Below are 25,197 nucleotides of genomic sequence, written 5' to 3'. Positions count from 1 at the left end.
TCGGGCCGGAAGTGTCATTCCATCACGGAGCTCCCGGTGCCGATCTCGCTCGCATGGGGGACGCCCACGGCTCTACAGTCAACTCGTATGGCGATTTTCCGGTCAGCGTCTGGCGAGGGGCAGACCGAGGTCGTCCTCACCGCCGGCAACCCCTACGGTAGCCGGATGCTCGTGGTCGAGCGCGACGAGGACGCCTCGGTGGCCTACCTGTGCGCGCCCGACGGCACCGTGCACGGGGCCGTGTGGCTGGCCAACCACCGCCCCGCTCCCCCGGTCATCGATCTGGCCAGGATCAATTCGGGCCGTCCGCCGCTCATGCCGAGGACCGGCACCACGCACCCCGAGGGCCGCCGCCCGCTCGGCCGGCTAGCCGCGCTCTGGTTCGAGGAAGGCGACGGCGTCGCCGTCTACGAGGAAGACGAACTGCTGGCGGTGATCCCGGGCTGGGCCGACATGAGCAGGGGCATGCCCGGCTACGCGCGCGACGCCGTGGGCGAGTCGCCGTTCGCGTGGGCGCTGTCCGAGGCGCTCGAAGGGCTCGCGCCGCGCATCTCCAACGCCCGGTCCTACTGGCGCTGGCGGCACGGCGACGGCGCGTGGCCGTCGTTCCAGCAGTTCGTCATGGGACACCTCGACCGGGTGCTCGGCCCGGCGGACCGCTACTGGGACGCGAGCGGCGAGCGGCTGCCGACCGTCGGCATCACCGAACGCCCGCCGCGAGAGGGTCGCGACTTCACCGTGCTGTCCACGGTCGGCATGAGCTGCCAGCGGATGCCGACGGTCGAGCAGTGGCTCGACAAGCCCGGCGCGTACGCCCGGATCGAGCTGGCCGTGGCCACCCGTCAAGACCCGCGCGACGCGGCGCTGCTGCTGGTGTGGTTGTCGCAGTATCCCTGGCACTCGGTCACCTGGCTCGGCCACGGGCACACCGCGAAGTGGTATCACGAGCCGTCCACGTTCCCGTTGGGGCCGGGATACTCGGGGGTGCTCATGCTGGCCGACCCCTCCGACATGCCGGATATGTCAGGGTTCGGGTTCGGGGGTGAGGCCGTACGGTGGCTGTGGCTCTCGCCCGTCACGGCCGAGGAGCTAGAAGAACAACGCCATTAGCAGCCAGACCGGCACGAGCGTGGTCACCAGCGAGTCGAGCCGGTCCATCAGCCCGCCGTGGCCGGGCAGGATCGAGCCCAGATCCTTGATGTCGAGATCGCGCTTGATCATCGACTCGATCAGGTCGCCCACGGTCGCCAGCAGCGCGGCGAGCGCGCCGATCAGCGCACCCTGCCAGATCGCGCCGCCCATCAACCATACGACCAGCCAGGCGCCGACGGCCGTGCTCGCGACGACCGAACCGGCGAGCCCCTCCCAGGTCTTCTTCGGGCTGATCACCGAAAGCTTGTGCCTGCCGAACAGCACACCCGCGACGTAACCGCCGATGTCGCTGGCGACGGTGACCGCGATGAAGACGATGACCCGGTCACGGCCGTCGTCGGGTGCCAGCAGCAACCCCACGAACCCCGCCAGCAACGCCGGATACACCAGGATGAACACCGACGCCGAAGCGTCACGAACGTAACCACTGGTGCCCTCGCCGAACATCCGCCAGATCAGCGTCACGAACACGAACACCACGAACGTGCCGAGCAGCCAGACCGGGCCACCCCAGTAGGCGCTGGCCTCCATGGCCGCCAGCCCGGCCAGCACGGCCGGCGCCGGCACCCGGATGCCACGGGTGGCGAACGCCCGGGTCAGCTCCAGCACCCCGATGCCCACGGCCACCACGACCACCAGGAGAAACAACTCCTTGATCGTGTAGAGCGGGCCGATGACCAGTGCGCCCAGCACCACGCCCACCGCGATCGCGGCGGGCAGGTTGCGCCCGGCGCGGCTGCCGCCGTCAGGGCTGCCGCCGGCCGTACGTTCTTCCACAGTCTCTCCATATGCCACGGCCCCCGCCATCAGGCGAGGGCCGTGCGGCGGGCCGCTCAGACCTCGAGCAGCTCGGCTTCCTTGTGCTTCAGCAGCTCGTCGATCTTGGCGACGTGCTTCTGGGTGATGTCGTCGAGCTCCTTCTCCGCGCGCCGGATCTCGTCCTCGCCCGCGTCGCCATCCTTGATCATCTTGTCGAGGATCTCCTTGGCGGTGCGGCGGATGTTGCGCACGGACACCTTCGCGTGCTCGCCCTTGTTCCTGGCGACCTTGATGTACTCCTTGCGCCGCTCCTCCGAGAGCTCGGGGAACGACACCCGGATCACCGCGCCGTCGTTGCCCGGGTTGACGCCCAGGTCGGAGTCGCGGATCGCCTTCTCGATCGCGGCCATCGAGCTCTTGTCGTAAGGCTGGATGATGACCATGCGGGCCTCGGGCACGTGGAACGAGGCCAACTGCTGGATCGGGGTCGGCGAACCGTAGTAGTCGGCATTGATCTTGTTGAACATGGAGGGGGTGACTCGGCCCGTGCGAATGGCCGCGAAGTCCTCCTTCGCGACCGACACGGCCTTGTCCATCTTGTCCTCGGCTTCGAGGAGGGTTTCGTCGATCACAGCGGCTCCCTGTCTACTGGCTGGCGATCGGGCTCGCTCCCTATTTGCCTGCGGGGCTCACCAGCGTGCCGATTTTCTCACCGCGCACCGCACGCAGGATGTTGCCCTCACCCATCAGGTCGAATACGACGATCGGCAGGTCGTTGTCCTTGCACAGGCTGATCGCGGTGGCGTCCATGACCTGCAGGTCGCGGATCAGCACCTCGCCGTAGTCGAGGTGGTCGAACCGCACCGCGTCGGGATTCTTGCGCGGATCGGAGTCGTACACGCCGTCCACCTGGGTGCCCTTGAGCAGCGCCTCGGCACCGATCTCCAGGGCCCGCTGGGACGCGGCCGTGTCGGTGGAGAAGAACGGCGAACCGAGCCCCGCGCCGAAGATGACCACGCGGCCCTTCTCCAGGTGCCTGATCGCCCGGCGAGGCAGGAACGGCTCAGCCACCTGCTGCATCGTGATGGCGGTCTGGACCCTGGTCTCGACGCCACGCCTCTCCAGAAAGTCCTGCAAGGCCAGGCAGTTGATGACCGTGCCCAGCATGCCCATGTAGTCGGCACGGGCCCGGTCGATGCCCTGCTCTGACAACGCGGCGCCGCGGAACATGTTGCCCCCGCCGACCACGACGGCGACCTGCACGCCCTCACGCACCGCCTCGGCGATCGAGTCGGCCAGATGATCGACCACCAACGGGTCGATCCCCAGCGGCTCGCCACCGGCGAATGCCTCACCCGACAGCTTCAGCATCACTCTTTTCCACCGCAGGGGACTCTGCGGTGGGTTCGAGTGTGAAGAAGCCGCCGACGTGGCCGGCTCCTGATTCTCCTGCACGGCGGCGGCCTCCTTCTTAGGCGGTGTGTTGGGCTGGAAGCTTGCTCAAGCCTAAGCCTGACCGACCTTGAAGCGGACGAAGGCCTGGACCTCGACGCCGTTCTCGGCGGCGTACTTGCCCACGGTCTTCTTGTTGTCCTTGACGAAAGCCTGCTGGACCAGGGTGAAGTCCTTGTACCAGCCGTTGACCCGGCCCTCGACGATCTTGCCGATGGCGGCCTCGGGCTTGCCTTCCTCGCGGGTCATCTCCTCGAAGAGCTTGCGCTCCTTCTCGACGACGTCGGCGGGGACGGCCTCGGGCTTGAGGTACTGCGGGGCCATCGCCGCGGCGTGCTGCGCGATGTCCTTGGCCACCTCGGCGTTGGGCTTGTCGAGCTGCACGAGCACGCCGACGGCCGGCGGCAGCGCCGGGTCGGTGCGGTGCATGTAGGCGCCGACGTAGCCGCCCTCGAGCACCGCGAAGCGGCGGATCTCGATCTTCTCGCCCAGCGCGGCGTTGGCGATGTCGAGGTGCTCCTTGACGGTCTTGCCGTCGAAGGAGGAGTCGAGCAGCGTCGGCACGTCGGCCGGCTTGGTGGCCAGCACGTGCGCGACGACCTGGCCGGCCAGCTCCTGGAAACGCTCGCCCTTCGCCACGAAGTCGGTCTCGCAGTTGAGCTCGAGCAGCGCCGCGGCGGAGTCACCGTCCTGCTTGAGCGCGACCAGGCCATTGGAGGCCGTGCGCGCCTCGCGCTTGCCCACGTCCTTGGCGCCCTTGAGACGCAGCAGCTCGATGGCGCGGTCGAAGTCGCCGCTGGACTCCTCGAGTGCCTTCTTGCAGTCCATCATGCCGGCAGCGGTGATCTCGCGAAGCCGCTTGACGTCGGCCATGTTCACGGAAGCCATGCTTTTTCCTTGTGGGATTTCGTCGTGGATCGGGTGGGCACCGGGATCCGGCGCCCACCCTCGGTTGAAACGGCCGGCGCTTTCCGTACGGGGAGCCTCGGCCTGCTCGGGCCGACTGCCCCGAGCCTGTGGCCGCCGGCCCGAACCCGCGCCTCAGACCCTCACCAGGGCCGGAACGCGGAGCGGGCGCGGCGGCTTACGCTCGGCCCGAACCCGTCAGGCCTGCTGCTCGGTCTCACCCTCGGCCTTCGGCGCCTCAGCCGGAGCCTCGGCGGGAGCCTCAGCCGGAGCCTCAGCCTGAGTCTCGGCCGGGGCCTCGTCACTGATGACCTCGACCACCGGAGCGGCCTCGGAAGCGGTCGTCTCGGCGGCCGGGCGCTCGCCCGTGCCCTGCTCGATGAGCTCGCGCTCCCACTCGGCCAGCGGCTCGGCGGCGGCGGGCTTCTCGTCACCGCGGGCGGCGCCCGAGCGGGCCATCAGGCCGGCGGCGACGCCGTCGGCGACGACCCTGGTCAGCAGGCCGACGGCGCGGATGGCGTCGTCGTTGCCCGGGATCGGGTAGTCGACCTCGTCGGGGTCGCAGTTGGTGTCAAGGATCGCGACGACCGGGATGCCAAGCTTCTTGGCCTCACTGATCGCGATGTGCTCCTTCTTGGTGTCGACGATCCACACGGCGCTGGGCACGCGGCCCATGTCGCGGATGCCGCCGAGCGTGCGCTCCAGCTTGTCCTTCTCACGCCGGCGCATGAGGAGCTCCTTCTTGGTGAGCCCCGAGGCGGCGACGTTGTCGAAGTCGAGCTCCTCGAGCTCCTTCAGACGCTGGAGCCTCTTGTGCACGGTGGAGAAGTTGGTGAGCATGCCACCCAGCCAGCGCTGGTTGACGTACGGCATGCCGACGCGGGCCGCCTGCTCCGAGATCGCTTCCTGGGCCTGCTTCTTCGTGCCGATGAACAGGATCGTGCCGCCGTGGGCGACGGTCTCCTTGACGAAGTCGTAGGCGCGGTCGATGTAGGACAGCGACTTCTGCAGGTCGATGATGTAGATGCCGTTGCGCTCGGTGAAGATGAAGCGCTTCATCTTCGGGTTCCAGCGCCGAGTCTGGTGGCCGAAGTGAACGCCGCTCTCGAGCAGCTGTCGCATGGTGACGACGGGGGCCATGTGCTGGTCCTCCAGGTCTGGGCGCCCTGCGGGCGCGATTCTCGGTTGTGTCGCGGCAGCCGTCGCTGCCGCCCTGATGCCCCGAACCGCTCCAGCCGGGCCATGGCCCGGACCGAAGGGGCGGTCCACCACGGGGCATGCGAAGTCGGCCTGTGGTCACAGGCCATCGAAAAGTCTACCTCCCACGCCGCCCCGACCTGACCGCCTCCGTCCGGCCGGCCTCTCCCGCCTTGTTTGGACGGCCTTGTTCGGACGGCCCGCTTGAGGCACGGGTCCCGGCCGGGCACTCGGGCTCAACCGGCGTCGTGATCCTCGGTGGGCAGGCCCGGCACGATCCTCTCCGCGTGGGGAAAGAGGTTGACCTGGGCCTCGGCGATCCTGGCTCCGCTCGGTGCGGCTTCCTCGCTGCGGTGACGGGCGACGTACGGCTGGAGCAGCTTCTCGATCTGCTCGTTGAGCCACGCCATCTCAGCGGCGTCGACTCTCAGGAGGGTGCGATTGAAGCGGATCACGTCGCGCCACTCCTTCGGCTCCCGGTCATGACCGGCCAGGACACGCCGCACCTCCTCCTCGGCCTCCCTGCGGACCGCCTGGATGAGCAGGCCCTTGGCCTCACGCACCTCCGGCTGGTCGTCGGGCAGCATTCCGATCACGAGCGGCATGTCCGTGGACCTCCACAGCCGCTCCCTGCCGTCCCCACGAGCCGGGGCGTCCTCCACGAAGCCGTACTTTGCGAGCATGCGCAGGTGATAACTGGCCGCGCTGGGAGTGATGCCAGCGATCTCGGCGACCTCCGTGGCCGTGGCGCTTCCGCCCACGTTGAGCTTGTTCAGGATCGCCAGCCTCGCGGGGTGCGCCAGAGCCCGCATGGCCTTGGGGTCGCTGAGGCTCTCCCTTTCCCGCGTCATGCGCCCAAGGTACTCGCTGTTGGACGTGAAGCATTGCCTTCACAACTCTGAAGGATTACTTTCACATCTATGAAGCGCCCTCTTCGCGACCGCCGCCCATCTCCAGCTCCGGCCGACGCCTCCGTCTCCGCACCCATCAGCGACTCCCCGCCACCTCTCCGCAAGCAGCGCGACTACCGCCTGCTCTGGACCGCCCGGACCATCTCCGTCACCGGGACGGAGGTGTCGAAGCTGGCCATCCCCCTCACCGCCGTCACGCTCCTGACGGCGTCCCCGTCGGAGATGGGAGTGCTCACCGCCGCCGCCTTCGTACCGGCCCTGCTGTTCGGTCTGCAGTCCGGCGCCATCGCGGACCGGCTCATCCGGCATCGCCCGCTCATGATCGCCTGCGAGCTGATTTCGTGTGCCGCGGCCCTGGCCGTACCGCTGGCCTGGCTCTTCGGCGTGTTGAACATCCTCTGGCTGGTCGTCGTCGCTCTGGTCATCGGCACGGCCGGCGTGCTCTTCCGGGCCGCGAACTTTCCACATGTCGCCTCGGTCGTCGCCCCCCACCAGCGGACCGAGGCCATGGCCGGTCTCCAGGCGTCGTACTCCGTCGCGTCGGTCGGCGGCCCGGGCCTGGCCGGTCTGCTCGTCCAGGTCCTCACGGCGCCGATCGCCGTACTGGCCGAGGCGCTGTCGTTCCTCACGTCGGCACTGCTGCTGCGCTCCATCCGCACCCCGGAACAGAACGAGCCCGCCCCCTCGCGCGGCATGTGGCGGGACGTGGTCGAAGGGCTCCACACCAGCGCCACGCATCCCGTCCTGCGTGCGGTGCTCGGCGCAGGCGTGACGATCAACTTCTTCGCCATGACCTACACGGCCGTCTACATGCTTTATATGATCAACACGCTGGAGATCCCCAAGGGCCTGATCGGTGTCCTCATCGCGCTGAGCGGCCTCGGTGGCCTGCTCGGCGCCTGGATCACCACCCGCATGGCCAAGAAGTACGGCGAGAACCGCGTGCTCCTCTTCTCCGTCCTGTTCTTCCCGATCGAGATCCTCGCGGTCGGTCTGCTCACCGGCCCGCTCTGGTGGAAGCTGGCCGCGCTCGCCATCACGGGCTTCGTCACGGGCGGCATCGTGGTCGCCTTCGCCACCTGCATGGGAGCGATCGTTCTGCGCGAGACCTCCCCCGAGCTCCGTGGCCGCGTCAACGCCACTATGACGTTCGCCGTGCAGGGGGTGCTGGCCCTCGGTGGTCTGACCGGCGGCCTGCTGGCCGAACTCGTCGGAATCCGTCCCGTCATTCTCGTCTCCGCGGCCGGCATCGCCCTCAGCACGATCTGGATCTGGGCCTCTCCTCTGCGCCCACGCCACGCGCCTCCACCGGCCTCGCTGCCGACGACCTGATCCGGCTCGCTCCAGCACCGTACCCGCCCCCTGCCGACGCCACGATGCGGCCACTTGTCCACAGGCTCACCATCTGGCACACCCTTGTCCACAGAATGTCGTTCACCCCGCTCAGCCCCCTTGCCCCCTCTGCAAACTCCCGTCATGGCCACATCCCAGCCGTCCGTCTCTCTGCCTTCGCACCCCCCAGCGAGGCGGCACCCGCGCCTCGTGCCGTCGGCAACCAGAGCGCTCACGATCGTCGTCCTCGTGGCAGGCGCGTGCCTCGTCTGCGCGAGACCAGCCACAGCGGGCTCCGCGGGCATGATCGAGCCCATCGAGGCGCGGTCTCCGGCGCCCACGCGCGCCACAGCCGCCGACTCCGGCCGCCCGGTCTGGCGCTGGCCCCTGGACGGCAAACCCCGCCTCCTGCGCCGCTTCACCCCGCCTCCAGCCCCCTGGCTGGCTGGTCATCGAGGCATCGACCTGGTCGCCCCACCCGCCACCCCGGTCCTGGCCGCAGGTGCGGGCACGGTCCGCTACGCGGGCTCCCTCGCAGGCCGGGGCGTGGTGTCCATAGACCACTCCGGTGGCCTGCGCACCACCTACCTTCCGATCGACGCCGCAGTGCTGCCTGGCCAGCGAGTCGCCTCAGGAGACCGGCTGGGCGTCGTCGAGGACTCACCGGGCCACTGCCAGGAGTCCTGCCTGCACTGGGGGCTCCTGCGCCCGCCGCGCTACCTTGATCCGCTCCTTCTCCTGGGGCAGGCCCACGTCCGCCTTCTCCCCTTCTGGGACACGCCGGTCCCTGAACAGCGCCTGCCCAAGCCGTCGCCCACCGCGCTGACGACAGGCACCGCCCCATCAGCACCCCCATCCGGCAACGCCCGTTCCCTCATACAGCCGACCCGCCTTCACCTCCAGGCGGCAGCCTCACCCCCGCGCTCAACCCCAGCGCCATACCGAGAGCCGACAAGAGCGCCAGCCCCCACTCCAACGCCATTCCAAGAGCCAACCCCCGCACCGGCCCGAACGCCAGCAGCCTCGGCACCAGCACCAGCACCGGTCTCGGCATCGGCATCGGCATCAGCATCGGTCGAGAGTGCCATTCTTCGCTCCACGCCGGCTCTCCCATCGGCATCCGAACGGCCCATAGCCCCCGCCTCGGTCTTGCCCACGCGTTCTCCGGCCGAGCGGGGTCACCACTTCCTGCCACTGTCCGCGACGACAACGCCGGCGATCCCCGCCCTCGGGATCGCCGTGTTCCTCGGAAACCTGCTCCTGATCACACTTCTATGCCTGCACCGGCGGAGTCGAAGGAGCAGGCTGAGCCCAGCACGCGGCCAGCACCGAAAGGCTCCCCGAAGGCGGCCACCCCCGAAGCGCGCCCGCCCACGATCACACCGTTCCGCCTGAGCCTTTCCGCCCAGCGCTCCGAGCGCCACAGGGTGAAGTCCCGCAGACCGGCGTAGCCTCGCGCCCGCTCAGCCCTGCTCGCCCGCGTAGGCTAGGCATGGCGAGATCGTCGATCCACCACTCGACGGGACGCGACCTGCCGCGTCCGACGCGGAGGGACACCTCTGGTTGGAGAGTGGGTACACCAGAGTCTTCATCGCGAGCCGGACCCGATCATGCCCGCCCACACCCTGATCTGCGGTAGCGAAGGCCCTACCGGCAGCCACTACGCGGCCGTAGCGTGTCCCGAACCCGCAGCCCCGTGCGAAAAGAGCAGGCCCCATCCCGGAAGCCACGCTTTCGCGAAATGCGCACCAGAACCCACACTCATCCGCCGAGCATCACAGCCAAGCGCAGAGATGGCGACATCTATCCATGTTCCGAGAGCCGGATGCCTGAAGCGATCATCGGGGATCACGGGCTGCGTTCACGCTCTGGGATGGGCCTGCCGGTAGGCGGCTCGGAGCCGCTCGATCGAGACGTGTGTATAGATCTGCGTGGTGTTGAGCGAGGCATGTCCCAGCAGTTCCTGAACACTCCGCAGATCGGCGCCGCCCTCCAGCAGATGGGTCGCCGCGGTGTGGCGCAACCCGTGCGGCCCCATGTCCGGCGTGCCTTCAACCTGCCTCAGCCGCGCATGCACCACCCGTCGCGCCGTGCCCGCGTCGATCCGTCCACCCCTCACCCCGAGGAACAACGCCGCCCCTGAACCCGTCCGTATCCACAAGGGGCGCCCGTGCACGCACCACCTGTCCAGCGCACGCAGAGCAGGCAACCCGAACGGCACAGACCTTTCCTGACGTCCCTTGCCCATGACCCGGATGACATGCCGATCCCGGTCCACATCGTCGACGTCGAGCGCGCACAGCTCGCTCACCCGCACGCCCGTCGCGTACAGCAATTCCAGGATCGCCTGGTCCCTCAGTTCCTTGGGCTCCCCGGTCATCGGCACGTCAAGCACGGCTTGAGCCTGTTCCTGATCCAGCACCGCGGGCAACGGCCGAGGAGCCTTGGCGCTCCCCAGCAACAGTCCAGGATCGTCGGGCAGCCAGCCCCGGCGGTGACAGTAGGCGGTGAACGTGCGGACGCAGGCCGTTCTCCGCGCCAGCGTCGCCCTCGCCTTGCCCTCGGCGTGCTGCTCCGCCAGCCATTCCCGCAAAGCCCCGATGTCCATGCCTTCGAGCCACCCATCCAGGTGGTCGATCAAGGCGGCGACATCCGAGAGATAGGCGCGCACCGTGTGCGGCGAAAGATCTCGCTCGAACCGCAGGTAGCGTTCGAACTCGGCCACCACCTCAGCCGTGTCCAGCTGCCCCTCGTCCACGGGCTCCTCCCATCATCAGTCCGAGACGCACCCGGTCCCCGGCTACCCGCTTCACCTCAATGCCTACAACCTAAAGAGGCGGGAGCAATGATCAGAACCTGTGGATCTGCCGGGAAGGGTGTTCCTTTCCCGGATCATCCGATGATGGTTTCGAGATAAGGCCAACGTTGGCGCGGCGGTCGGGAAGGCTACACCTGTGCCGCTTACCGTAGTGCCCGAGTTGCCCGCGGACGACCACCACAGCTCGGCTGCCCCTGCCTCGCCCTCGTTGATCGACCAGAGCGTCCGTGATGGCGCCCGTTAGATGCTCGCTGCGGCCTTGTAGGCCGAGATCGACACCTACCTCGCTGCCTCCGCCAATGAGCGCGACGAGCATGGCCGCCGCCTGGTCGTGCGCAACGGCTCCACCGGCCGCGGGGGGATCCTCACCGTCGCCGGCGCGATCAAGGGGCAAGCTCCACGCGTCAACGGCAAGCGCATGGACGAGGCCACCGGCGAGCGCCGGCGGTTCCCCTCGGCGATCCTGCCCGCCTGGCCGGCATCGGACCAAGGTGACCAAGGGCCCGGGTTCCCGTGCCGCCGGGCTGGCCATGGCCTTCAAACTGATCGAATCCGCCCAAGCGCGCCGGCGCGCGGTGAACGCACCCCACCTGGTCGCCCTCGTCCGCGCCAGAGCGGTCTTCACCAACGGAAAACTCCTGGAACGCCCCGACGACCTAGCAGCCTGACCACCTCTCGACCACAGGAGCACACGGTGAACCGCATCATCGACAAGATCGCCTGGATCCACCTGGACAACGGCAAGATCCTCAGCACCCGGTCACGAGGCAAGAACGCCTACTACATCCCCGGCGGCAAACGCGAACCCGGCGAAACCGACCTCGACACCCTCATCCGCGAGATCGACGAGGAACTCTCGATCACCATCATCCCCGCCACCGCCACACACGTGGGCACCTACCAGGCCCAAGCACACGGCCACGCCGAGGGCATCACCGTGCAGATGACCTGCTACGCCGCCGACCACCACGGAGTACCGACGCCCAGCAGCGAGATCGAAGAAGTCACCTGGCTGAGCTACGCCGACCGCGACCGCGTGTCCCCAGTCGACCAGATCATCTTCGATCACCTACACCAGACCGGACAACTTCACTGACTCACCAACACCAAAACCGATTCACAGGTATTGACTGTTGCTCGGAGGCGGCCCACCCGCGCGGAACCCACGATGACCGGACGAGCAACACATACTGCCTGCCGGCAGCATCTGATCGGAGACAGGACCGTACTCAGGCACGCCCTCATGGCCAGTTACCGGACCGTATGCAGGCACGACCCCATGCCAAGCACCGGACCGTATGCAGGCACAACTCCATGGCCAAGCACAGGACCGTGGTCGCACCAACCCATGACCAGGCGCGTGCCCCGGGAGACACCCGGGGCACGCGCCTGTGACCTGGTCAGACCGAGGAGGTGGCAGGAACCTTCAACGCCTCACGCAGGAACTGCAGCTGATGCCGGAGCAGCCCCTCCACGGCCGCTTCCGCAGTCGGCATGTGGGTGGCCCCGGACAACGGCAGCACCTGGTGCGGACGACCGGCGGCGAGGAGAGCGGCCGACATCCGGAGCGTGTGCGCGGCCACCACGTTGTCGTCGGCCAAGCCGTGCACCAGCAGCAACGGACGGCGCAGCCGGGCCGCGTCGCCGATCGGCGAGGAGTGCTCGTAGTTCTCCGGCTCCTCGTCCGGGTGACCGAGGAACCGTTCCTTCCAGTGGGTGTCGTACAGTCGCTGATCACTCGGTGCCGCGCCCGACACCCCGGCGTGGAACACCTCTGGCATCCGCAGCACCGCTGCCGCGGCCAGAGTGCCGCCGTAGCTCCACCCGCGGATGCCCACCCGACCCAGGTCGAGGTCGGGGCAGTGCCCGGCGGCGGCGCGCAATGCCGCCACCTGGTCTTCCAGCGGCGCGGTGAGGGTGTCACGATGGACGGCCTTCTCCCAGGCGGGACCGCGTCCCGGAGTGCCGCGCCCATCGGCGACCACCACGGCGAAGCCCGCTTCGGCGAACCACTGCGCCTCGCACTGCCACCAGTGCCGGGCCCGGATCGCCAGCAGCATGCCCGGCCCGGCGTACGGAGCCATCAGCACCGGCAGCGGATCACCACCGGGCCGGTGCCAGGACGGCAGCACCAGTGCCGTGCGGATCTCTCGCTCGCCCGCGAGCAGCCAGGTGACGCGTGGTAGCAGCAGCGGCTCCGCACCCAGCGACGCGATCTCCGTGAACCGGCGCCCGCTCCGCGACCCTCCAGACGCGTGATCGGCCTGGGCAGGCGAGGCGGTGGTGCGGGCATCAGACGGTTCGACTCGCGACACGAGGAAGGCATGACCATCCTCGGTGTGTGAGGCGATCAACAACGCGTCACCCGCGCGGTGGCCGGTGTGCAGGCCCGGGCCGTCGCTCAAGCGGACCGGCCCGTGCTCCGGGTCGTAGGCCCACAGGTGGCTCTCGGTGGGCTCGTCGTTGGCGGTGAAGAGCACGGACTCGCCTGCCACGTCGAGGACTTCACGAATCTGCAGCCCCTCGGGGGTGACCGGTCGGCCGGCCACCAGCAGGCGCCGCGTGTCGTCGAGGTCGGCGGTGTGCACGAGTGCGCCGGACGCCGTCCGCGCGGGGGTGCCCGCGATCAGCTCGACCCAGGCGGGGTCGCGCTGCTCATGCAGGAGGGTCGTCTCACCGGTGTCCGGATCGGCCGCCAGCACCAGCAGGGTGCGCTGGTCGCGGCTCTGGACGCTGACGAGTGGACCGTGCGCGTCCCAGCCTGCGGTGGCCACGTACTCGTACGCCTTCCGATCCCAGTCGAGCGCCACGGCTCGCCCGTCGAGGCCGAGCACGTGCAGCGAAACGTCGGCGTTGGCGGTACCGGCGGCCGGGTAGGCGATCTCGCGGGGTGGCCGGGACGGGTTGGCCGGATCTGCGATCCACCACCGCTGCACGGGCGTCGTGTCGACCCGGGCGGCCAGCAGCCGGCTGCCGTCGGGGGACCACCAGTGGCCGCGCATGCGGCCCATGGACTCGGCCGCCACGTGCTCGGCGAGCCCCCAGACCACCTCCGCATTGTCCGGTGAGGCCAGCAGTCGGTCGCCGCCATCGGCAAGCTCCACGACGTGCAGGGCACCGCCTGTCACGTAAGCGACCCGGCTTCCTGTGGGGTCGGGACGCGGGTCGATGACCGGCCCTGCCGTGGGCACCAGCCGTGGGTCGCCTCCTGCCGTGTCCACCGCCCACAACCGGCCGTCCATGGCGAAGAAGGCGGTGCGCATCTCGGCGTCGGTGGCGTAGGCGACGACGCCCGTCGCCCGCTCGCGTGCTCGTTCCCTGCGGATCCTCTCCTCCTCGGGCACCGTCCCGGCCACACCGAGCTTCTCCGGGGCCACGAGCAGCAACTCCTGGTCGCCCTCTTGCAACCACAGGCAGCTCGTACGGTCCTCGCCTCCGCGTGTGCGGAGGAAGAGCACTCGCCGGCCGTCGGGAGACAGAGTGAAGGCGCGCGGAACGCCGAGGGAGAACCGCTGAGTGCGAGCGATCTGTCGGGGAAAGTCATTGATGTCCATAAGTGGACCCTGCACCAGTCGACCACCAGGCTTTTTCTGAATATTGCGACGAGAACCGTCATACGCCCGACACGAGCACATCAGCGCCCTCTGGCGCATCCCACGCCTTGGAACCCTCGCCGGATCAGCACAGCGTCGGGAGCCACGGACGGGCATGGGGGCGACTGTCGGTAAGCGAGCTGGCGACCAGCTGAACTCCGAGGCGAACCCGGATGGAGCGGACCAAGGCCCTTGATTCGACGCATCCACCGACGATGTCAACCACACCTGAGAATATTTTACCATGATCCTCATCGCTCTCCGCGTCACCATCCGCCGCATGACCACCTCTGCTCACGCCTCCGGAGAGCTGATCGGGAAGAGCGCCACCTCGCTAAAGGCGTCGGCGCCTGACGAGTCGACCGGATCCGGCAGGGTGTCGGCCTTCCGATAGGCCGTGGGCACCGCTCGGCGAAGACGCCAGCCCTTTTCCACGCGTTCGATGTAACCGGCCGCCGCCAGGCCCCCGAGCGAGCTCAGGGTGGTGTCCAGCGAGACACCGGCGGCCAGCGCGATCGAGGCAGGACCCGCTCCACCACGGCTGGGAATGGCGTCGAGAACCTTGCGGGTGGCCTCGTTGAGCCGGTCGCGCGGGACCGCGGGACAGCGGGGATGCGGGGCGAGGTCACCGCCGATCACACCCACCAGGTCGATCATCTCCTCGGGAGTGGTCACACAGGTGGCCTTGCGTTCGCGGAGCAACCGGTGGCAGCCGGCGGACATCTCGGAGGTAACAGGCCCGGGCACGGCGGCCAGATGGCGGTTCAGCGTGAGGGCGTGGGAGGCCGTGTTGAGGGCGCCGCTGCGCAGCGCCGCCTCCACGACGACCGTGCCTCGTGACAGGGCGGCGATCAGGCGGTTGCGGATGAGGAAGCGGGCACGGGTGGGATGGACCCCCGGAGGGCATTCGCTGATGATCACCCCCTGCTCGCGGACCGCGGCGAACAGCGAGTGATGCGCGCTCGGGTAGACGATGTCAACACCGCAGGCGAGCACCACCACCGTGGGGGATTCGGAGGCCAGGGTGCCTCGGTGAGCCGCGCCGTCGATGCCGAACGCGCCGCCCGAGACCACGGTCCATCCCGCCTCGCCGAGACCGACACCGAACTCCGCGGCCACATGCGCGCCGTACGGGCTCGCGGCCCTGGCGCCGACCACGGACACAGATCGCAGGCAGGAGAAACGCAGGTCGGCCGAGCCATGGAGCCACAATCCAAGGGGACGCCCGGCGCCCAACTGGTCGAGCTGGGTCGGCCACTCGGGGCTCCCCGGCACGATGAGCCTGGCTCCCGCCCGCTCTCCGGCGGCGAGATCGGCCGCGGGGTCGGCCGCCGTAAGGCGGGCCTGCCAGACGCCGAGCCGTTGGCCGAGGTCGGGGGAACGTTCCTCGCGTCCCTCGTCGGCGACGAAGTCGGCCGGGAGCGCCCCCGCGGCGATCGCCTCGACGGCGCCGGCCGCGCCGCGGCACGCCACAAGGCGGCCCATGGTCGTGTCACCGACGTCGGCGGCTCGCATGAGAGCGGCCCTGGCTTCGATCTCGGCGCCGCTCATCGCGGCTCCCCGAAGCACAGGGGACACGGGACTGTGACGATCATGTGTTCGTTCCCAACCAGAGGGCGAGGGCGGTCGAGGTCTCGTCCTGCCGAGGCTGGTCGTGGCCGGCCAGATCGGCGAGGGTCCAGGCGACTCTGAGCACGCGGTCAAGCCCGCGAGCGCTCAGGGCGCCCGAGTCGAGGCAGGCCGTCAGCGGTCTCATCGCCTGGGTGGACGGTCGGAGGTCCGCGTGGAGGGCGGCGGACGGGATCTCCGCGTTAGTACGCCAGGGAGTGGCGGACAGTCGTTTGGCGGCGCGCTCCCTGGCCATGAGGACCCGCAGGGCAACGGTCTCGCTCGACTCGACGAACTGACGGTCGGCCATCAGCTCGCGCCTGGACGAGCGGGCCACGGTGACCTTCATGTCGATGCGGTCGAGGAGGGGCCCGGAGAGCCTGCCCAGATAGCGGCGCCTCACGGTCGGCGTGCAGCGGCAGCCCTCGCTCTGGTCCTGGGGCTGGGCGCATGGACAGGGATTGGCGGCCAGCACCAGCATGAACCTGGCCGGGAACGTGACGGAGCCGGCCACCCGCGACACCGTCACCCGTCCGGACTCCAGCGGCTGGCGAAGCGAGTCGAGCACATGCCTTGGATACTCGGGCGCCTCGTCCATGAAGAGGACGCCCCTGTGCGCCAGGGACACCGCGCCCGGCCGCACGACGCCGCTGCCACCGCCGATGATGGCCGCGGCCGTGGCCGTGTGGTGCGGGGCGACGAAGGGCGGCCTGCTCATCATGGGGCTGTCGGGCGGGAGGATGCCCGCGACGGAGTGGATGGCCGTCACCTCCAGCGCGTGGTCGAGGTCGAGGTCGGGCAGGAGGGTCGGCAGGCGTTCGGCCAGCAGGGTCTTGCCCGTGCCCGGTGGCCCGACCATCCAGAGGTTGTGGCCTCCGGCGGCGCAGATCTCGAGCGAGCGCCGCGCCACCGGCTGGCCGACCACGTCGGACAGGTCGAGCGCGGGACGGATGGTCGACGGCGACGGCTCCCTGGGCTGGGCGGCTTCAAGGTCGGGCGGCTCGTCGCCCGTGCGCAGCCACTCCACGAGCTGACGCAGGTCGGCCATGGCCACCACCGTCACGCCTGGCACCAGCGCCGCCTCCGCCGCGTTGGCCGACGGGATCACCACGGTGATGTCACCGTGCTCGGCCGCGCTCAGCACCGACGGGAGCACGCCGCGAACGGGCCTGAGCCGCCCGTCGAGACCGAGCTCGCCCAGGAAGAACGGCTCGGCGATGCGGTCGGCCGGGACCACGCCCGCGGCCCCCAGAATGGCGATCGCGATGGCGAGGTCGAACTGGCTGCCGCGCTTGGGCTGGCTGGCCGGGAAGAGGCTCACGGTGATGCGGGCGTCGGGCCAGGGGAACCGGCTGTTGACCGTCGCCGATCTGACCCTCTCGCGCGACTCGCTCAGCGCGGTGTCGGGCAGGCCGATGAGGTGGATGCCCGCCAGGCCGTTGCCCACGTCGGCCTCGACCTCGACCGTGCGGCCTGTCACGCCGACCAGGGCCACGCTGCGGGTGCGTGCCACTGTCATCTAGAACGCCCCCCGGACATGGCGCAGGGAGTAGTCGCCCGCGAACCGCTCCAGGGCGATCACGTCGACCCTGACGACGGGGAACGTGCGGGGCTGACCGGCCAGCCACCTGGCGGCCAGCAGGCGCAGCCTGGCCAGCTTGTCCGGTCGCACGGATTCGAGAGCCGTGCCGTGTGAGCGCCCCGACCGGGTCTTCACCTCCACCACGACCAGGGCGGGACCGTCTTCGGCGATGATGTCGATCTCACCGTGAGAGCAGCGCCAGTTGCGCTCGATGATCGTCATGCCCTCGGACGTGAGATAGTCGACGGCCAGTTGCTCGCCGTGCCTGCCGAGTGCGTTTCTCGCGGCCATGTAGCACCTCCGGGCACGACCTTCGCGCACCCGCGGTGAGCCCTTACGAGCCGAACTCCATTCTGTGGATAACCCGGCGGCCGACCCCGCGCTTGTGGATATCCCCCTGCGAACGACCGGCCGTCACCCGCCGCGAGGCCCGGCGCCCCCGACAGGACCGATCGAATGACGGCACCAGATCACAGGACGCGGTCCACGACCGCGTCACCCCCCGGAACCGGCGGGCTCAGGACCCCGAGAACCCCTCCTTGGGCATCTCCAGATCGGCCTTGGCCAGCTCTTCCACATTGACGTCCTTGAACGTGACCACGCGGACGTTCTTCACGAACCGCGCCGGTCGGTACATGTCCCAAACCCAGGCGTCCTGCATCTTCACGTCGAAGAACACATCACCGTTCTCGGCGGTGCGGACATCGAGGTCCACGGAGTTGGTCAGGTAGAAGCGCCGCTCCGTCTCCACGACATACGTAAACAGCCCGACGACATCGCGGTATTCGCGGTAAAGCTGCAGCTCCATCTCGGTTTCGTACTTTTCGAGATCCTCTGCGCTCATCGCGGTCCTCCTGTCGTACCGGTCCCCCGGTTTGCCTGGTCAGGCAACCCCGGCCCCCATTTCATTCTCGCCCATCTCCCTTGCCACCGTGACGAACGAGTATCGGTGGTGCGAGCACGGGCCGTACGTCGCCAGCGCCAAGCGGTGGTTTGCCGTGACATACCCCTTATGGTCGGCAAAGCCGTAAAAAGGAAATTCGGTGTCCAGCGCGACCATCAACCGGTCCCTGGTCACCTTGGCCACGATCGACGCCGCAGCCATGCACGCCGCCACCTGATCCCCCTTCCACACCGCCAGCGACGGAGCCGGCAATCCCGGCACCGGGAAGCCATCCGTGAGGATGTACCCAGGGTCACGGGGCAATTGCGCGACCGCGCGCCGCATTCCGGACACGTTGCTCTTGTGCAGGCCTCTGGCGTCGATCTCCCCCGGTGGAATGACCACCATGCCGATGTCCGCCGATCGCATGATCTGCTCGTAGAGCCGCTCTCGTACGGCGGGCGTGAGCAGCTTCGAGTCGCCGAGCCCGTCGATCCGCCGGCGCAGGATGACCGCGGCGACGACCAGCGGGCCGGCGCAGGCCCCCCGGCCCGCCTCATCGACGCCCGCGATCGGGGTCAGGCCGCGGCGGGCCAGCGCTCGCTCATAGGCGTAGAGTCCGGAATCGCGCCGGACGACGCTCGGTCGAGGGCGGAACACAACTGTCATGACAAGAGGCAGCGTACGCCTCAATCACCGCAAACCGCGACCGAAAGCACGCCTACTTGACCTTGTCGAAGGTCTCGGGCTTGGTGAAGATCAGCCCGCGCGACAGCGGCCAGTAGCGCAGCACCGCCTTGCCCACCACCGTGTCCTCGGAGATGAACCCCCCGCCGGGCTCCTGCATGTGGCTGCGCGAGTCGGCCGAGGCACTGCGATGGTCACCCATCAACCAGAGCTTGCCCGCGGGCACGGTCACCTTGAACTCGTCGCCGGACGGATAGTCGTCGGGATAGAGGTAGGACGACTCCTCCAGCGGCGTGCCGTTGACCGTGATCCGTCGTTTGGAGTCACAGCACGCCACCTTGTCACCACCGACGCCGATGACCCGCTTGATGGTGTCTTCGCCGTTCCAGCCCTTGAAGACGACGATGTCACCGCGTTCGGGCTTGCCCGCGAGCTTGTTGACGAACACCCGGTCGTTGATCTGCAGGGTGTTCTCCATCGACTCGGAGGGGATGTAGAACGACCCGACCACGAACTGCTGCAGCACCAAGGCGATGCCCACGCCCAGCACCAGCAGGAGAACCGTCTCACGGAAGGTGCTCTTTTTCTTCTTCTCCTGCACTGCCTCCGCCTTCTTGGTGTCGGCCATCAGCGCTTCTTGACGAGCAGCCGCCGACGAACCAGAACCAAGGGTACGGCCAGCGCGAACCCCGCGACCAACGGGACCGCCCCGCCGAGCGCCTGGAGAGCCGGCTGCGCGAACGTGTCGGGGATGGGCAGCGTGCCGGCCCTGTTGAACGGCCACACGATCACGAACGCCCGTCCGATGACCTGGCTCTCGGGGATCGAACCGCCGCCGGGATCACCCTGGTGAGCCCGTGAGTCGAGGGAGACCAGACGATGGTCGCCCATCACCCAGAGCCGCCCCTCGGGCACCTTGACGTCGAAGAACCTGTCGGAAGGCTCATTGCCGGGGTAGAGGTAGCCGCCCTCGTCGATGGGGACCCCGTTGATCGTGATGCGCCCCTTGGAGTCGCAGCACTTGACGTTGTCGCCGCCGACGCCGATGACCCGCTTGATGTAGTCCTTCTCGCCGGGCACCACGCCGAACGCGGTGCCGACCCAGCGGAAGAAGGCCGCGACCGGGTTGGACGGCTCCTCCAGCTGGAACTCTCCGTCCCAGGAGTCGACGCCGGAGAACACCACCACGTCACCGCGCTCGATGTCGCGCGTGTGGTAGACGAGCTTGTTGACCAGGACCCGGTCGTTCTTGAGGAGAGTGTTCTCCATCGACTCGGAGGGGATGTAGAAGGCCTGGATCACGAAGGTCTTGATGATCAGTGCCAGCACCAGCGCCACGACTACCAAGACGGGAAGTTCTTTCCAGAACGACCCCTTCTTGTCCTTCTTGGCGCCCTTGGCTGGTTTCTGAGTCTCTTCGGCGACCACGTCCACCTCGTCCTTGGCAGGGCGGCGCGCCGCGCCGTGCTCCTGACTCTCGCTAGTCATCGCTGACGAGCCTAGAGGATGCACCGGCCCGACGAGCCTCGACCGAGGCTACACCCGCGCCCGGGTCGCTCCACATAAAGGAAACGCCGTAGCAAAGCCGAATGGCCCGCGCATCACGCGGGCCATTCGGCGGAGCCGGTACGTACGTAAAGACGGTCCGGTGACCCGGCCACCATCCGGCCGGGGACGGATCGCTACTTGGCGGGCGCCGCCTCACGCTTCTCGCGGATGCGAGCGGCCTTGCCGCGCAGGTCACGCATGTAGTAGAGCTTGGCCCGGCGGACGTCACCGCGGGTCACGAGCACGATCTTCTCGATGATCGGGCTGTGCACCGGGAAGGTGCGCTCGACGCCGACGCTGTAGCTGACCTTGCGGACCGTGAAGGTCTCGCGCGCGCCACTGCCCTGACGGCGGAGCACGAAGCCCTTGAACACCTGGACGCGGGAGCGGTTGCCCTCGATGACGCGGACGTGAACCTCGAGCGTGTCGCCGGGACGGAAGTCCGGCACATCGCTGCGCAGGGTCGCCTTCTCGAGCTCCTGGATCTTCGTGTGCATGAGAGATGTCCTCAAAGTCTCGCGAGCACGCGGAGGTCCACCCGGCCATGGCTCGCGGCGGACACGCCTGCTGATGTGATGAACCCGGGACGTTTCCCAGGCATGACAGACCAACCGTAAGACGGTTGGCAGCGCTTCAGTTTGCCATATCTTCCGGCCCGAAGCGAAACGAGAGCTCGTCGAGGAGCTCATGGTCGCGCTTGTCGAGCGTCTCGGGGTCGATCGCCGCCACCAGGTCGGGCCGGTTGGCGATCGTCCGGCGCAGCGCCTCGTCCCTGCGCCACCTGGCCACCTTGCCGTGGTGGCCGGACAGGAGCACGGCCGGCACCTCGTGCCCTCGCCAGACCGGCGGCTTGGTGTAGACGGGGCCTTCGAGCAGATTGCGCATGGCGCCCGGAGCGAACGAGTCGTCGACGGCCGAGTGGACGTTGCCCAGCACGCCGGGCAACAGCCTGCCGATGGCCTCCACCATCACCAGCACCGCCACCTCTCCCCCGGCCAGCACGTAGTCGCCGATGCTCACCTCGTCGACCCGCAGGCGGGCGCCGTACTCGAGCATGACGCGCGAGTCGATGCCCTCGTAGCGGCCGCACGCGAACAGCAACCAGGGCTCGGCCGCCAGCTCCTGGGCCAGCTCCTGCGTGAAGGGCCTGCCGCTCGGCGTGGGCACGATCATCCGGGGCGCGCCGTCATCGATCACCGTGTCGATGGCCGCGCCCCAGATCTCGGGCTTCATGACCATGCCGGGCCCCCCGCCGTAGGGGGTGTCGTCGACGGTCTTGTGCACGTCGTGCGCCCAGTCACGCAACTGGTGCAGCCGTACGTCGAGGATGCCGCGCTCCCGGGCCTTGCCGATCAGCGAGACGTCCAGCGGCGCGAAGTACTCGGGGAAGATCGAGATGATGTCGAGCCGCGTGCCGCCCTCGGGTGCGCGCGTCACAGCAGCCCCTCGGGCGGTGTGACCACAAGCCTGCCGCCCTCCAGGTCGACTTCGGGCACGAGAGGCTTGACGAACGGGATGAGCGCGTCGTCCTGACCGCCACGACGTACGACGAGCAGGTCCTGGCCGTGGTGGAGCACGTCGGTGACCTCGCCGACGACCTCGCCCGAGCCGGTCTCGACGGTGAGCCCGATCAGCTGGTGGTCGTGAAACTCGTCGGGATCGTCGGACGGCGCCACCTGGGCCGAGTCGATGACCAGCATGGTGCCGCGCAACTCGTCGGCGGCGCCGCGGTCGGTGACCCCGGCGAAGGCGAGCAGCAGCATGCTCTTGTGCCAGCGGCGGCTCTCGATGACGAGCGGACCCCTGTCGGCGGGGTCGGTCTCGACGGACGCGCCCACGGCGAGACGCAGCTCAGGATCGTCGGTGCGCACCTCCACGGTCACTTCTCCGCGAACCCCGTGGGGACGGCCGATCCGGCCGACGACCAACTGCACGTGCACCTACCCTTCCAACCGTGAACCCTTTTCCAACCGCAAGCGCCCCCACCGGACGAAACCGATGAGGGCGCGATGACCTGACGCTAACGGACTGCTTCGTGCAGATCGAGCAGATCGACCCGTACGTACTTCCCGTCGGCCAGGGCGTTCACGACCGTGCGCAGCGCCTTGGCGGTGCGCCCGCCGCGACCGATGACCTTACCCAGGTCCTCGGGGTGCACCCGGACCTCCAGGACGCGCCCGCTGCGAATGCGGCGAGCGCGGACCCGGACATCGTCTGGATGTTCGACGATGCCCTTGACGAGGTGCTCGAGAGCCTCCTCGAGCACGTCAGGCCTCGCCCTCGGCCTGGGTCTCGGCGGGGGCCTCTGCCTCTTCCTTCTTCTTGGCCTTCTTGGGCGTGGTGGCGACCGAGCCGGTGTCTCCACCGGACAGCGCCTCCTTGGCCGCGGCCTCGTAGACGGCGTGACGGTCGGGCGCCGGCTCGGCGACCTTCATCGGTGCAGGGGCGGGCTCGCCCTTGTACTTCTGCCAGTCGCCGGTGAGCTTGAGCAGCTTGAGCACCGGCTCGGTCGGCTGCGCGCCGACACCCAGCCAGTAGGCCGCGCGCTCGGCGTTGACCTCGATGCGCGAAGGGTTTTCCTTCGGGTGGTACAGGCCGATCTCTTCGATCGCCCGGCCGTCACGCTTGGTGCGGCTGTCGGCGACGACGATGCGGTATTGAGCGTTGCGGATCATGCCGAGCCGCTTGAGCTTGATCTTGACTGCCACGGGTGTGGTCTCTCCTGCATTCGAGCGCGGGTGAGCGGCACCTCATCGAGTGGGGCACGACGGGATGCTCGCTCCAGGGACAGGCGCGACCGGCGGGAGGTGAGAGGGCACCCACCTGGCCACGATGTTCCAACATGTCATTGTGCCAGACGCGGGCCACTGTCAGCGACGCGACCCGCACGTCCGGCCCGCCCCTGGGGCGGCTACTTCGGGCCGGGGAGGTTGAGCTTGGAGGGGTCGAACCCGGGCGGGAGCTGCATGCCCGGCGGCAGCTTGCCGCCGAGGTTGCCGAGCACTCCGCCCTGCTTGGACGGCGCGGGCTCGGTCTCGTCGGAGGCGGAGGACGCCTTGCCGAGGGCGGCCTTGCGCGGGTCTCCGCTCACGCGGCGCCCCTTCTTGCCCTTCTTCTGGGCCTTGGTCGCCTTGCCTCGCCCGCCCGGCATGCCGGGGATGCCCATCCCGCCGGCCATGCGCTTCATCATCTTCTGGGCTTCGAAGAAGCGGGTGACCAGGTTGTTGACCGCGCTGACCGTCACGCCGGAGCCGGCCGCGATGCGGGCCCGCCGCGAACCGTTGATGATCTTGGGGTCCTGACGCTCGGCGGGCGTCATCGACCGGATGATGGCCGCGATGCGGTCGAGGTCGCGGTCGTCGATGGAGTTGAGCTGGTCGCGCATCTGCCCCATGCCGGGCATCATGCCGAGCAGGTTTTTGATCGGGCCCATCTTCTGGACCATCATCATCTGCTCGAGGAAGTCGTCCAGCGTGAAGCTCTCGCCCGAGGTGAGCTTGCCCGCCATCTTGGCGGCCTGGTCCTCGTCGAACGTCTTCTGGGCCTGCTCGATCAGGGTGAGGATGTCACCCATGTCGAGGATCCGGGAGGCCATCCGGTCGGGGTGGAAGGCGTCGAAGTCCTCGAGCTTCTCGCCCGTGGATGCGAACATGATCGGCCGGCCGGTGATGTGCCGGACCGACAGGGCGGCGCCACCCCGGGCGTCGCCGTCGAGCTTGGTGAGCACGACGCCGTCGAAGCCGACGCCCTCCATGAAGGCCTGGGCCGTGGTCACGGCGTCCTGGCCGATCATGGCGTCGACCACGAACAGGACCTCGTCGGGCGTGACCGCGTCGCGGATGTCGGCGGCCTGCCGCATCATCTCCTGGTCGATGCCGAGACGGCCGGCGGTGTCGATGATGACGATGTCGTACTGCTGACGCTTGGCCTCGTCGATCGAGCGGCGGGCGACCTCGACCGGGTCGCCGACGCCGTTGCCCGGCTCGGGGGCGTAGACGGCGACCTGCGCGCGCTCGCCCACGACCTGGAGCTGCTGCACGGCGTTGGGCCGCTGGAGGTCGGCGGCGACGAGCATCGGCGTGTGGCCCTGCTCGCGCAGCCACCTGGCGAGCTTGCCCGCCAGCGTGGTCTTGCCGGCGCCCTGCAGACCCGCGAGCATGACCACGGTCGGCGGGGTCTTGGCGTGGCGGAGCCGGCGTGTCTCGCCGCCGAGGATCTCGATCAGCTCGTCATTGACGATCTTCACGACCTGCTGCGCCGGGTTGAGCGCCTGGGAGACCTCGGCGCCGCGGGCGCGTTCCTTGACCTGGGCGACGAATGCCTTGACCACCGGCAGCGCGACATCGGCCTCGAGCAGCGCGATGCGGATCTCGCGGGTGGTGGCGTCGATGTCGGCGTCGGACAGCCGACCCTTGGATCGGAGGGAGGAGAAGACCGATGTCAGCCGGTCGGATAGCGTCTCGAACACGTGGTTGGCCAGTCCTCGAAGCGAAAATAGGTCTGTGCTCAGCCTATCCGCTTCGCTAGCCGCTCCAGCCGGGCACGGCCATCCGGACGGTGAGCGCGTGTTCCACGAGATTGATCAACGCGCTTTTGACCGAGTCCTTGGAGCGGGCGTCCAACCGGATCAGCGGAATGTGCGGCGCCAGCGTCAAAGCGTCACGCACCTCCCCGTCACTGTGCGCATATTGACCGTCCCAGCCGTTGACGCCCACCACGAAGGGCAACTGCGCCTCCTCGAAGTAGTCGATCGCCGGGAAACTGTCGGC

Annotated in this window: 25 protein-coding genes and 2 pseudogenes; 5 read left to right on the top strand and 22 right to left on the bottom strand. The window is 68.7% G+C overall.

Annotated elements, in window-relative coordinates; genetic code table 11:
* Positions 1–87 precede the first annotated feature (87 nt).
* Entirely contained in the window at positions 88–1,110 is a 1,023-nt protein-coding gene (locus tag AC5L3X_RS36095) for a suppressor of fused domain protein (RefSeq protein WP_189125110.1), read from the top strand.
* Here AC5L3X_RS36095 and AC5L3X_RS36090 read toward each other — a convergent pair.
* The 6 genes from AC5L3X_RS36090 to AC5L3X_RS36065 form a co-directional block, all read right to left on the bottom strand.
* On the bottom strand, positions 1,090–1,929 hold the full coding sequence (locus AC5L3X_RS36090) for a phosphatidate cytidylyltransferase (protein WP_494863060.1): 840 nt from the start codon (positions 1,927–1,929) through the stop codon (positions 1,090–1,092). The genes AC5L3X_RS36095 and AC5L3X_RS36090 overlap by 21 nt on opposite strands.
* Positions 1,930–1,985: 56 nt before the next feature.
* Complete coding sequence (gene frr, locus AC5L3X_RS36085) at positions 1,986–2,543, bottom strand: ribosome recycling factor (protein ID WP_189125112.1); 558 nt, start codon at positions 2,541–2,543, stop codon at positions 1,986–1,988.
* A 40-nt stretch (positions 2,544–2,583) separates the two neighbouring features.
* Entirely contained in the window at positions 2,584–3,282 is a 699-nt protein-coding gene (gene pyrH / locus AC5L3X_RS36080; RefSeq protein ID WP_225264232.1) for a UMP kinase, read from the bottom strand.
* A 135-nt stretch (positions 3,283–3,417) separates the two neighbouring features.
* Positions 3,418–4,251, bottom strand: coding sequence for a translation elongation factor Ts (tsf, locus tag AC5L3X_RS36075; RefSeq protein ID WP_189125114.1), 834 nt, complete (start codon positions 4,249–4,251; stop codon positions 3,418–3,420).
* 216 nt (positions 4,252–4,467) lie between these two features.
* Positions 4,468–5,409: a 30S ribosomal protein S2 gene (rpsB, locus tag AC5L3X_RS36070; protein WP_494863058.1), complete on the bottom strand. Its 942-nt coding sequence runs from the start codon at positions 5,407–5,409 to the stop codon at positions 4,468–4,470.
* A 293-nt stretch (positions 5,410–5,702) separates the two neighbouring features.
* Entirely contained in the window at positions 5,703–6,317 is a 615-nt protein-coding gene (locus tag AC5L3X_RS36065) for an ArsR/SmtB family transcription factor (protein WP_494863056.1), read from the bottom strand.
* A 69-nt stretch (positions 6,318–6,386) separates the two neighbouring features.
* Here AC5L3X_RS36065 and AC5L3X_RS36060 point away from each other — a divergent pair, with 69 nt between their 5' ends.
* Both AC5L3X_RS36060 and AC5L3X_RS36055 read left to right on the top strand, forming a co-directional pair.
* Positions 6,387–7,709: an MFS transporter gene (locus AC5L3X_RS36060; protein ID WP_494863054.1), complete on the top strand. Its 1,323-nt coding sequence runs from the start codon at positions 6,387–6,389 to the stop codon at positions 7,707–7,709.
* A gap of 144 nt (positions 7,710–7,853) precedes the next feature.
* Entirely contained in the window at positions 7,854–9,104 is a 1,251-nt protein-coding gene (locus AC5L3X_RS36055) for a M23 family metallopeptidase (RefSeq protein ID WP_494863052.1), read from the top strand.
* A 466-nt stretch (positions 9,105–9,570) separates the two neighbouring features.
* Here the strand turns inward: AC5L3X_RS36055 and AC5L3X_RS36050 are convergent, their stop codons facing one another.
* The gene (locus AC5L3X_RS36050; RefSeq protein ID WP_494863051.1) at positions 9,571–10,467 is read right to left on the bottom strand and encodes a tyrosine recombinase XerC; all 897 of its coding nucleotides are present in this window, start codon (positions 10,465–10,467) and stop codon (positions 9,571–9,573) included.
* Positions 10,468–11,003: 536 nt separating this feature from the next.
* Here AC5L3X_RS36050 and AC5L3X_RS36045 point away from each other — a divergent pair.
* Positions 11,004–11,195, top strand: a pseudogene (locus tag AC5L3X_RS36045) (IS256 family transposase); the annotation flags it as partial.
* Positions 11,196–11,221: 26 nt separating this feature from the next.
* Positions 11,222–11,623: an NUDIX hydrolase gene (locus AC5L3X_RS36040; RefSeq protein ID WP_494863049.1), complete on the top strand. Its 402-nt coding sequence runs from the start codon at positions 11,222–11,224 to the stop codon at positions 11,621–11,623.
* A 304-nt stretch (positions 11,624–11,927) separates the two neighbouring features.
* On the opposite strand, the gene AC5L3X_RS36035 is transcribed toward AC5L3X_RS36040, so the two are convergent.
* The 15 genes and pseudogenes from AC5L3X_RS36035 to AC5L3X_RS35965 form a co-directional block, all read right to left on the bottom strand.
* Positions 11,928–13,934 (bottom strand): S9 family peptidase, encoded by a 2,007-nt coding sequence (locus AC5L3X_RS36035; RefSeq protein ID WP_494863047.1) that lies wholly within the window; start codon positions 13,932–13,934, stop codon positions 11,928–11,930.
* 480 nt (positions 13,935–14,414) lie between these two features.
* The gene (gene dprA / locus AC5L3X_RS36030) at positions 14,415–15,671 is read right to left on the bottom strand and encodes a DNA-processing protein DprA (RefSeq protein ID WP_494863045.1); all 1,257 of its coding nucleotides are present in this window, start codon (positions 15,669–15,671) and stop codon (positions 14,415–14,417) included.
* A 40-nt stretch (positions 15,672–15,711) separates the two neighbouring features.
* The gene (locus tag AC5L3X_RS36025; RefSeq protein ID WP_494863043.1) at positions 15,712–17,247 is read right to left on the bottom strand and encodes a YifB family Mg chelatase-like AAA ATPase; all 1,536 of its coding nucleotides are present in this window, start codon (positions 17,245–17,247) and stop codon (positions 15,712–15,714) included.
* Positions 17,248–17,601: a YraN family protein gene (locus AC5L3X_RS36020; RefSeq protein ID WP_494863042.1), complete on the bottom strand. Its 354-nt coding sequence runs from the start codon at positions 17,599–17,601 to the stop codon at positions 17,248–17,250.
* Between the two features lie 226 nt (positions 17,602–17,827).
* A complete protein-coding gene (locus AC5L3X_RS36015) occupies positions 17,828–18,154 on the bottom strand; it encodes a DUF2469 domain-containing protein (protein ID WP_189129180.1) in 327 nt (108 codons plus the stop codon).
* Positions 18,155–18,193: 39 nt separating this feature from the next.
* Positions 18,194–18,862, bottom strand: a complete 669-nt coding sequence (locus AC5L3X_RS36010; RefSeq protein ID WP_189129179.1) for a ribonuclease HII — start codon at positions 18,860–18,862, stop codon at positions 18,194–18,196.
* 52 nt (positions 18,863–18,914) lie between these two features.
* Entirely contained in the window at positions 18,915–19,508 is a 594-nt protein-coding gene (gene lepB / locus AC5L3X_RS36005; protein ID WP_494863040.1) for a signal peptidase I, read from the bottom strand.
* The gene (gene lepB, locus AC5L3X_RS36000) at positions 19,508–20,368 is read right to left on the bottom strand and encodes a signal peptidase I (protein ID WP_189129177.1); all 861 of its coding nucleotides are present in this window, start codon (positions 20,366–20,368) and stop codon (positions 19,508–19,510) included. The genes lepB (AC5L3X_RS36005) and lepB (AC5L3X_RS36000) overlap by 1 nt, the downstream gene beginning before the upstream one ends.
* Positions 20,369–20,562: 194 nt before the next feature.
* Positions 20,563–20,925 carry a 50S ribosomal protein L19 gene (rplS, locus tag AC5L3X_RS35995; protein WP_189129176.1) on the bottom strand — a complete coding sequence of 121 codons (363 nt, stop codon included), beginning with the start codon at positions 20,923–20,925 and terminating at the stop codon, positions 20,563–20,565.
* A 136-nt stretch (positions 20,926–21,061) separates the two neighbouring features.
* Positions 21,062–21,865, bottom strand: coding sequence for a tRNA (guanosine(37)-N1)-methyltransferase TrmD (gene trmD, locus AC5L3X_RS35990; RefSeq protein ID WP_494863038.1), 804 nt, complete (start codon positions 21,863–21,865; stop codon positions 21,062–21,064).
* Positions 21,862–22,362, bottom strand: a complete 501-nt coding sequence (rimM, locus tag AC5L3X_RS35985; protein WP_189129193.1) for a ribosome maturation factor RimM — start codon at positions 22,360–22,362, stop codon at positions 21,862–21,864. Before rimM ends, trmD begins: the two co-directional genes overlap by 4 nt.
* A gap of 86 nt (positions 22,363–22,448) precedes the next feature.
* Complete coding sequence (locus tag AC5L3X_RS35980) at positions 22,449–22,694, bottom strand: RNA-binding protein (RefSeq protein ID WP_043634919.1); 246 nt, start codon at positions 22,692–22,694, stop codon at positions 22,449–22,451.
* A gap of 1 nt (position 22,695) precedes the next feature.
* Entirely contained in the window at positions 22,696–23,136 is a 441-nt protein-coding gene (gene rpsP / locus AC5L3X_RS35975; protein ID WP_189129174.1) for a 30S ribosomal protein S16, read from the bottom strand.
* Positions 23,137–23,339: 203 nt separating this feature from the next.
* Complete coding sequence (gene ffh / locus AC5L3X_RS35970) at positions 23,340–24,896, bottom strand: signal recognition particle protein (RefSeq protein WP_189129173.1); 1,557 nt, start codon at positions 24,894–24,896, stop codon at positions 23,340–23,342.
* 55 nt (positions 24,897–24,951) lie between these two features.
* Positions 24,952–25,197: pseudogene (locus AC5L3X_RS35965) on the bottom strand (ATP-binding protein); the annotation flags it as partial.

This window comes from Nonomuraea sp. CX421, assembly GCF_059358955.1.
Note: the sequence above shows the minus strand (reverse complement) of the source record. Positions and strands in the feature narration are given on the sequence as shown.

Coding starts and splice junctions, on each gene's coding strand:
- AC5L3X_RS36065 (WP_494863056.1), bottom strand. CDS start 6,317: ATGACGCGGGAAAGGGAGAGCCTCAGCGACCCCAAGGCCATGCGGGCT.
- AC5L3X_RS36015 (WP_189129180.1), bottom strand. CDS start 18,154: ATGAGCGCAGAGGATCTCGAAAAGTACGAAACCGAGATGGAGCTGCAG.
- pyrH (WP_225264232.1), bottom strand. CDS start 3,282: ATGCTGAAGCTGTCGGGTGAGGCATTCGCCGGTGGCGAGCCGCTGGGG.
- AC5L3X_RS36060 (WP_494863054.1), top strand. CDS start 6,387: ATGAAGCGCCCTCTTCGCGACCGCCGCCCATCTCCAGCTCCGGCCGAC.
- AC5L3X_RS36055 (WP_494863052.1), top strand. CDS start 7,854: ATGGCCACATCCCAGCCGTCCGTCTCTCTGCCTTCGCACCCCCCAGCG.
- AC5L3X_RS36095 (WP_189125110.1), top strand. CDS start 88: ATGGCGATTTTCCGGTCAGCGTCTGGCGAGGGGCAGACCGAGGTCGTC.
- AC5L3X_RS36025 (WP_494863043.1), bottom strand. CDS start 17,247: ATGACAGTGGCACGCACCCGCAGCGTGGCCCTGGTCGGCGTGACAGGC.
- lepB (WP_494863040.1), bottom strand. CDS start 19,508: ATGGCCGACACCAAGAAGGCGGAGGCAGTGCAGGAGAAGAAGAAAAAG.
- dprA (WP_494863045.1), bottom strand. CDS start 15,671: ATGAGCGGCGCCGAGATCGAAGCCAGGGCCGCTCTCATGCGAGCCGCC.
- rpsB (WP_494863058.1), bottom strand. CDS start 5,409: ATGGCCCCCGTCGTCACCATGCGACAGCTGCTCGAGAGCGGCGTTCAC.
- lepB (WP_189129177.1), bottom strand. CDS start 20,368: ATGACTAGCGAGAGTCAGGAGCACGGCGCGGCGCGCCGCCCTGCCAAG.
- rplS (WP_189129176.1), bottom strand. CDS start 20,925: ATGCACACGAAGATCCAGGAGCTCGAGAAGGCGACCCTGCGCAGCGAT.
- tsf (WP_189125114.1), bottom strand. CDS start 4,251: ATGGCTTCCGTGAACATGGCCGACGTCAAGCGGCTTCGCGAGATCACC.
- AC5L3X_RS36020 (WP_494863042.1), bottom strand. CDS start 17,601: ATGGCCGCGAGAAACGCACTCGGCAGGCACGGCGAGCAACTGGCCGTC.
- AC5L3X_RS36010 (WP_189129179.1), bottom strand. CDS start 18,862: ATGACAGTTGTGTTCCGCCCTCGACCGAGCGTCGTCCGGCGCGATTCC.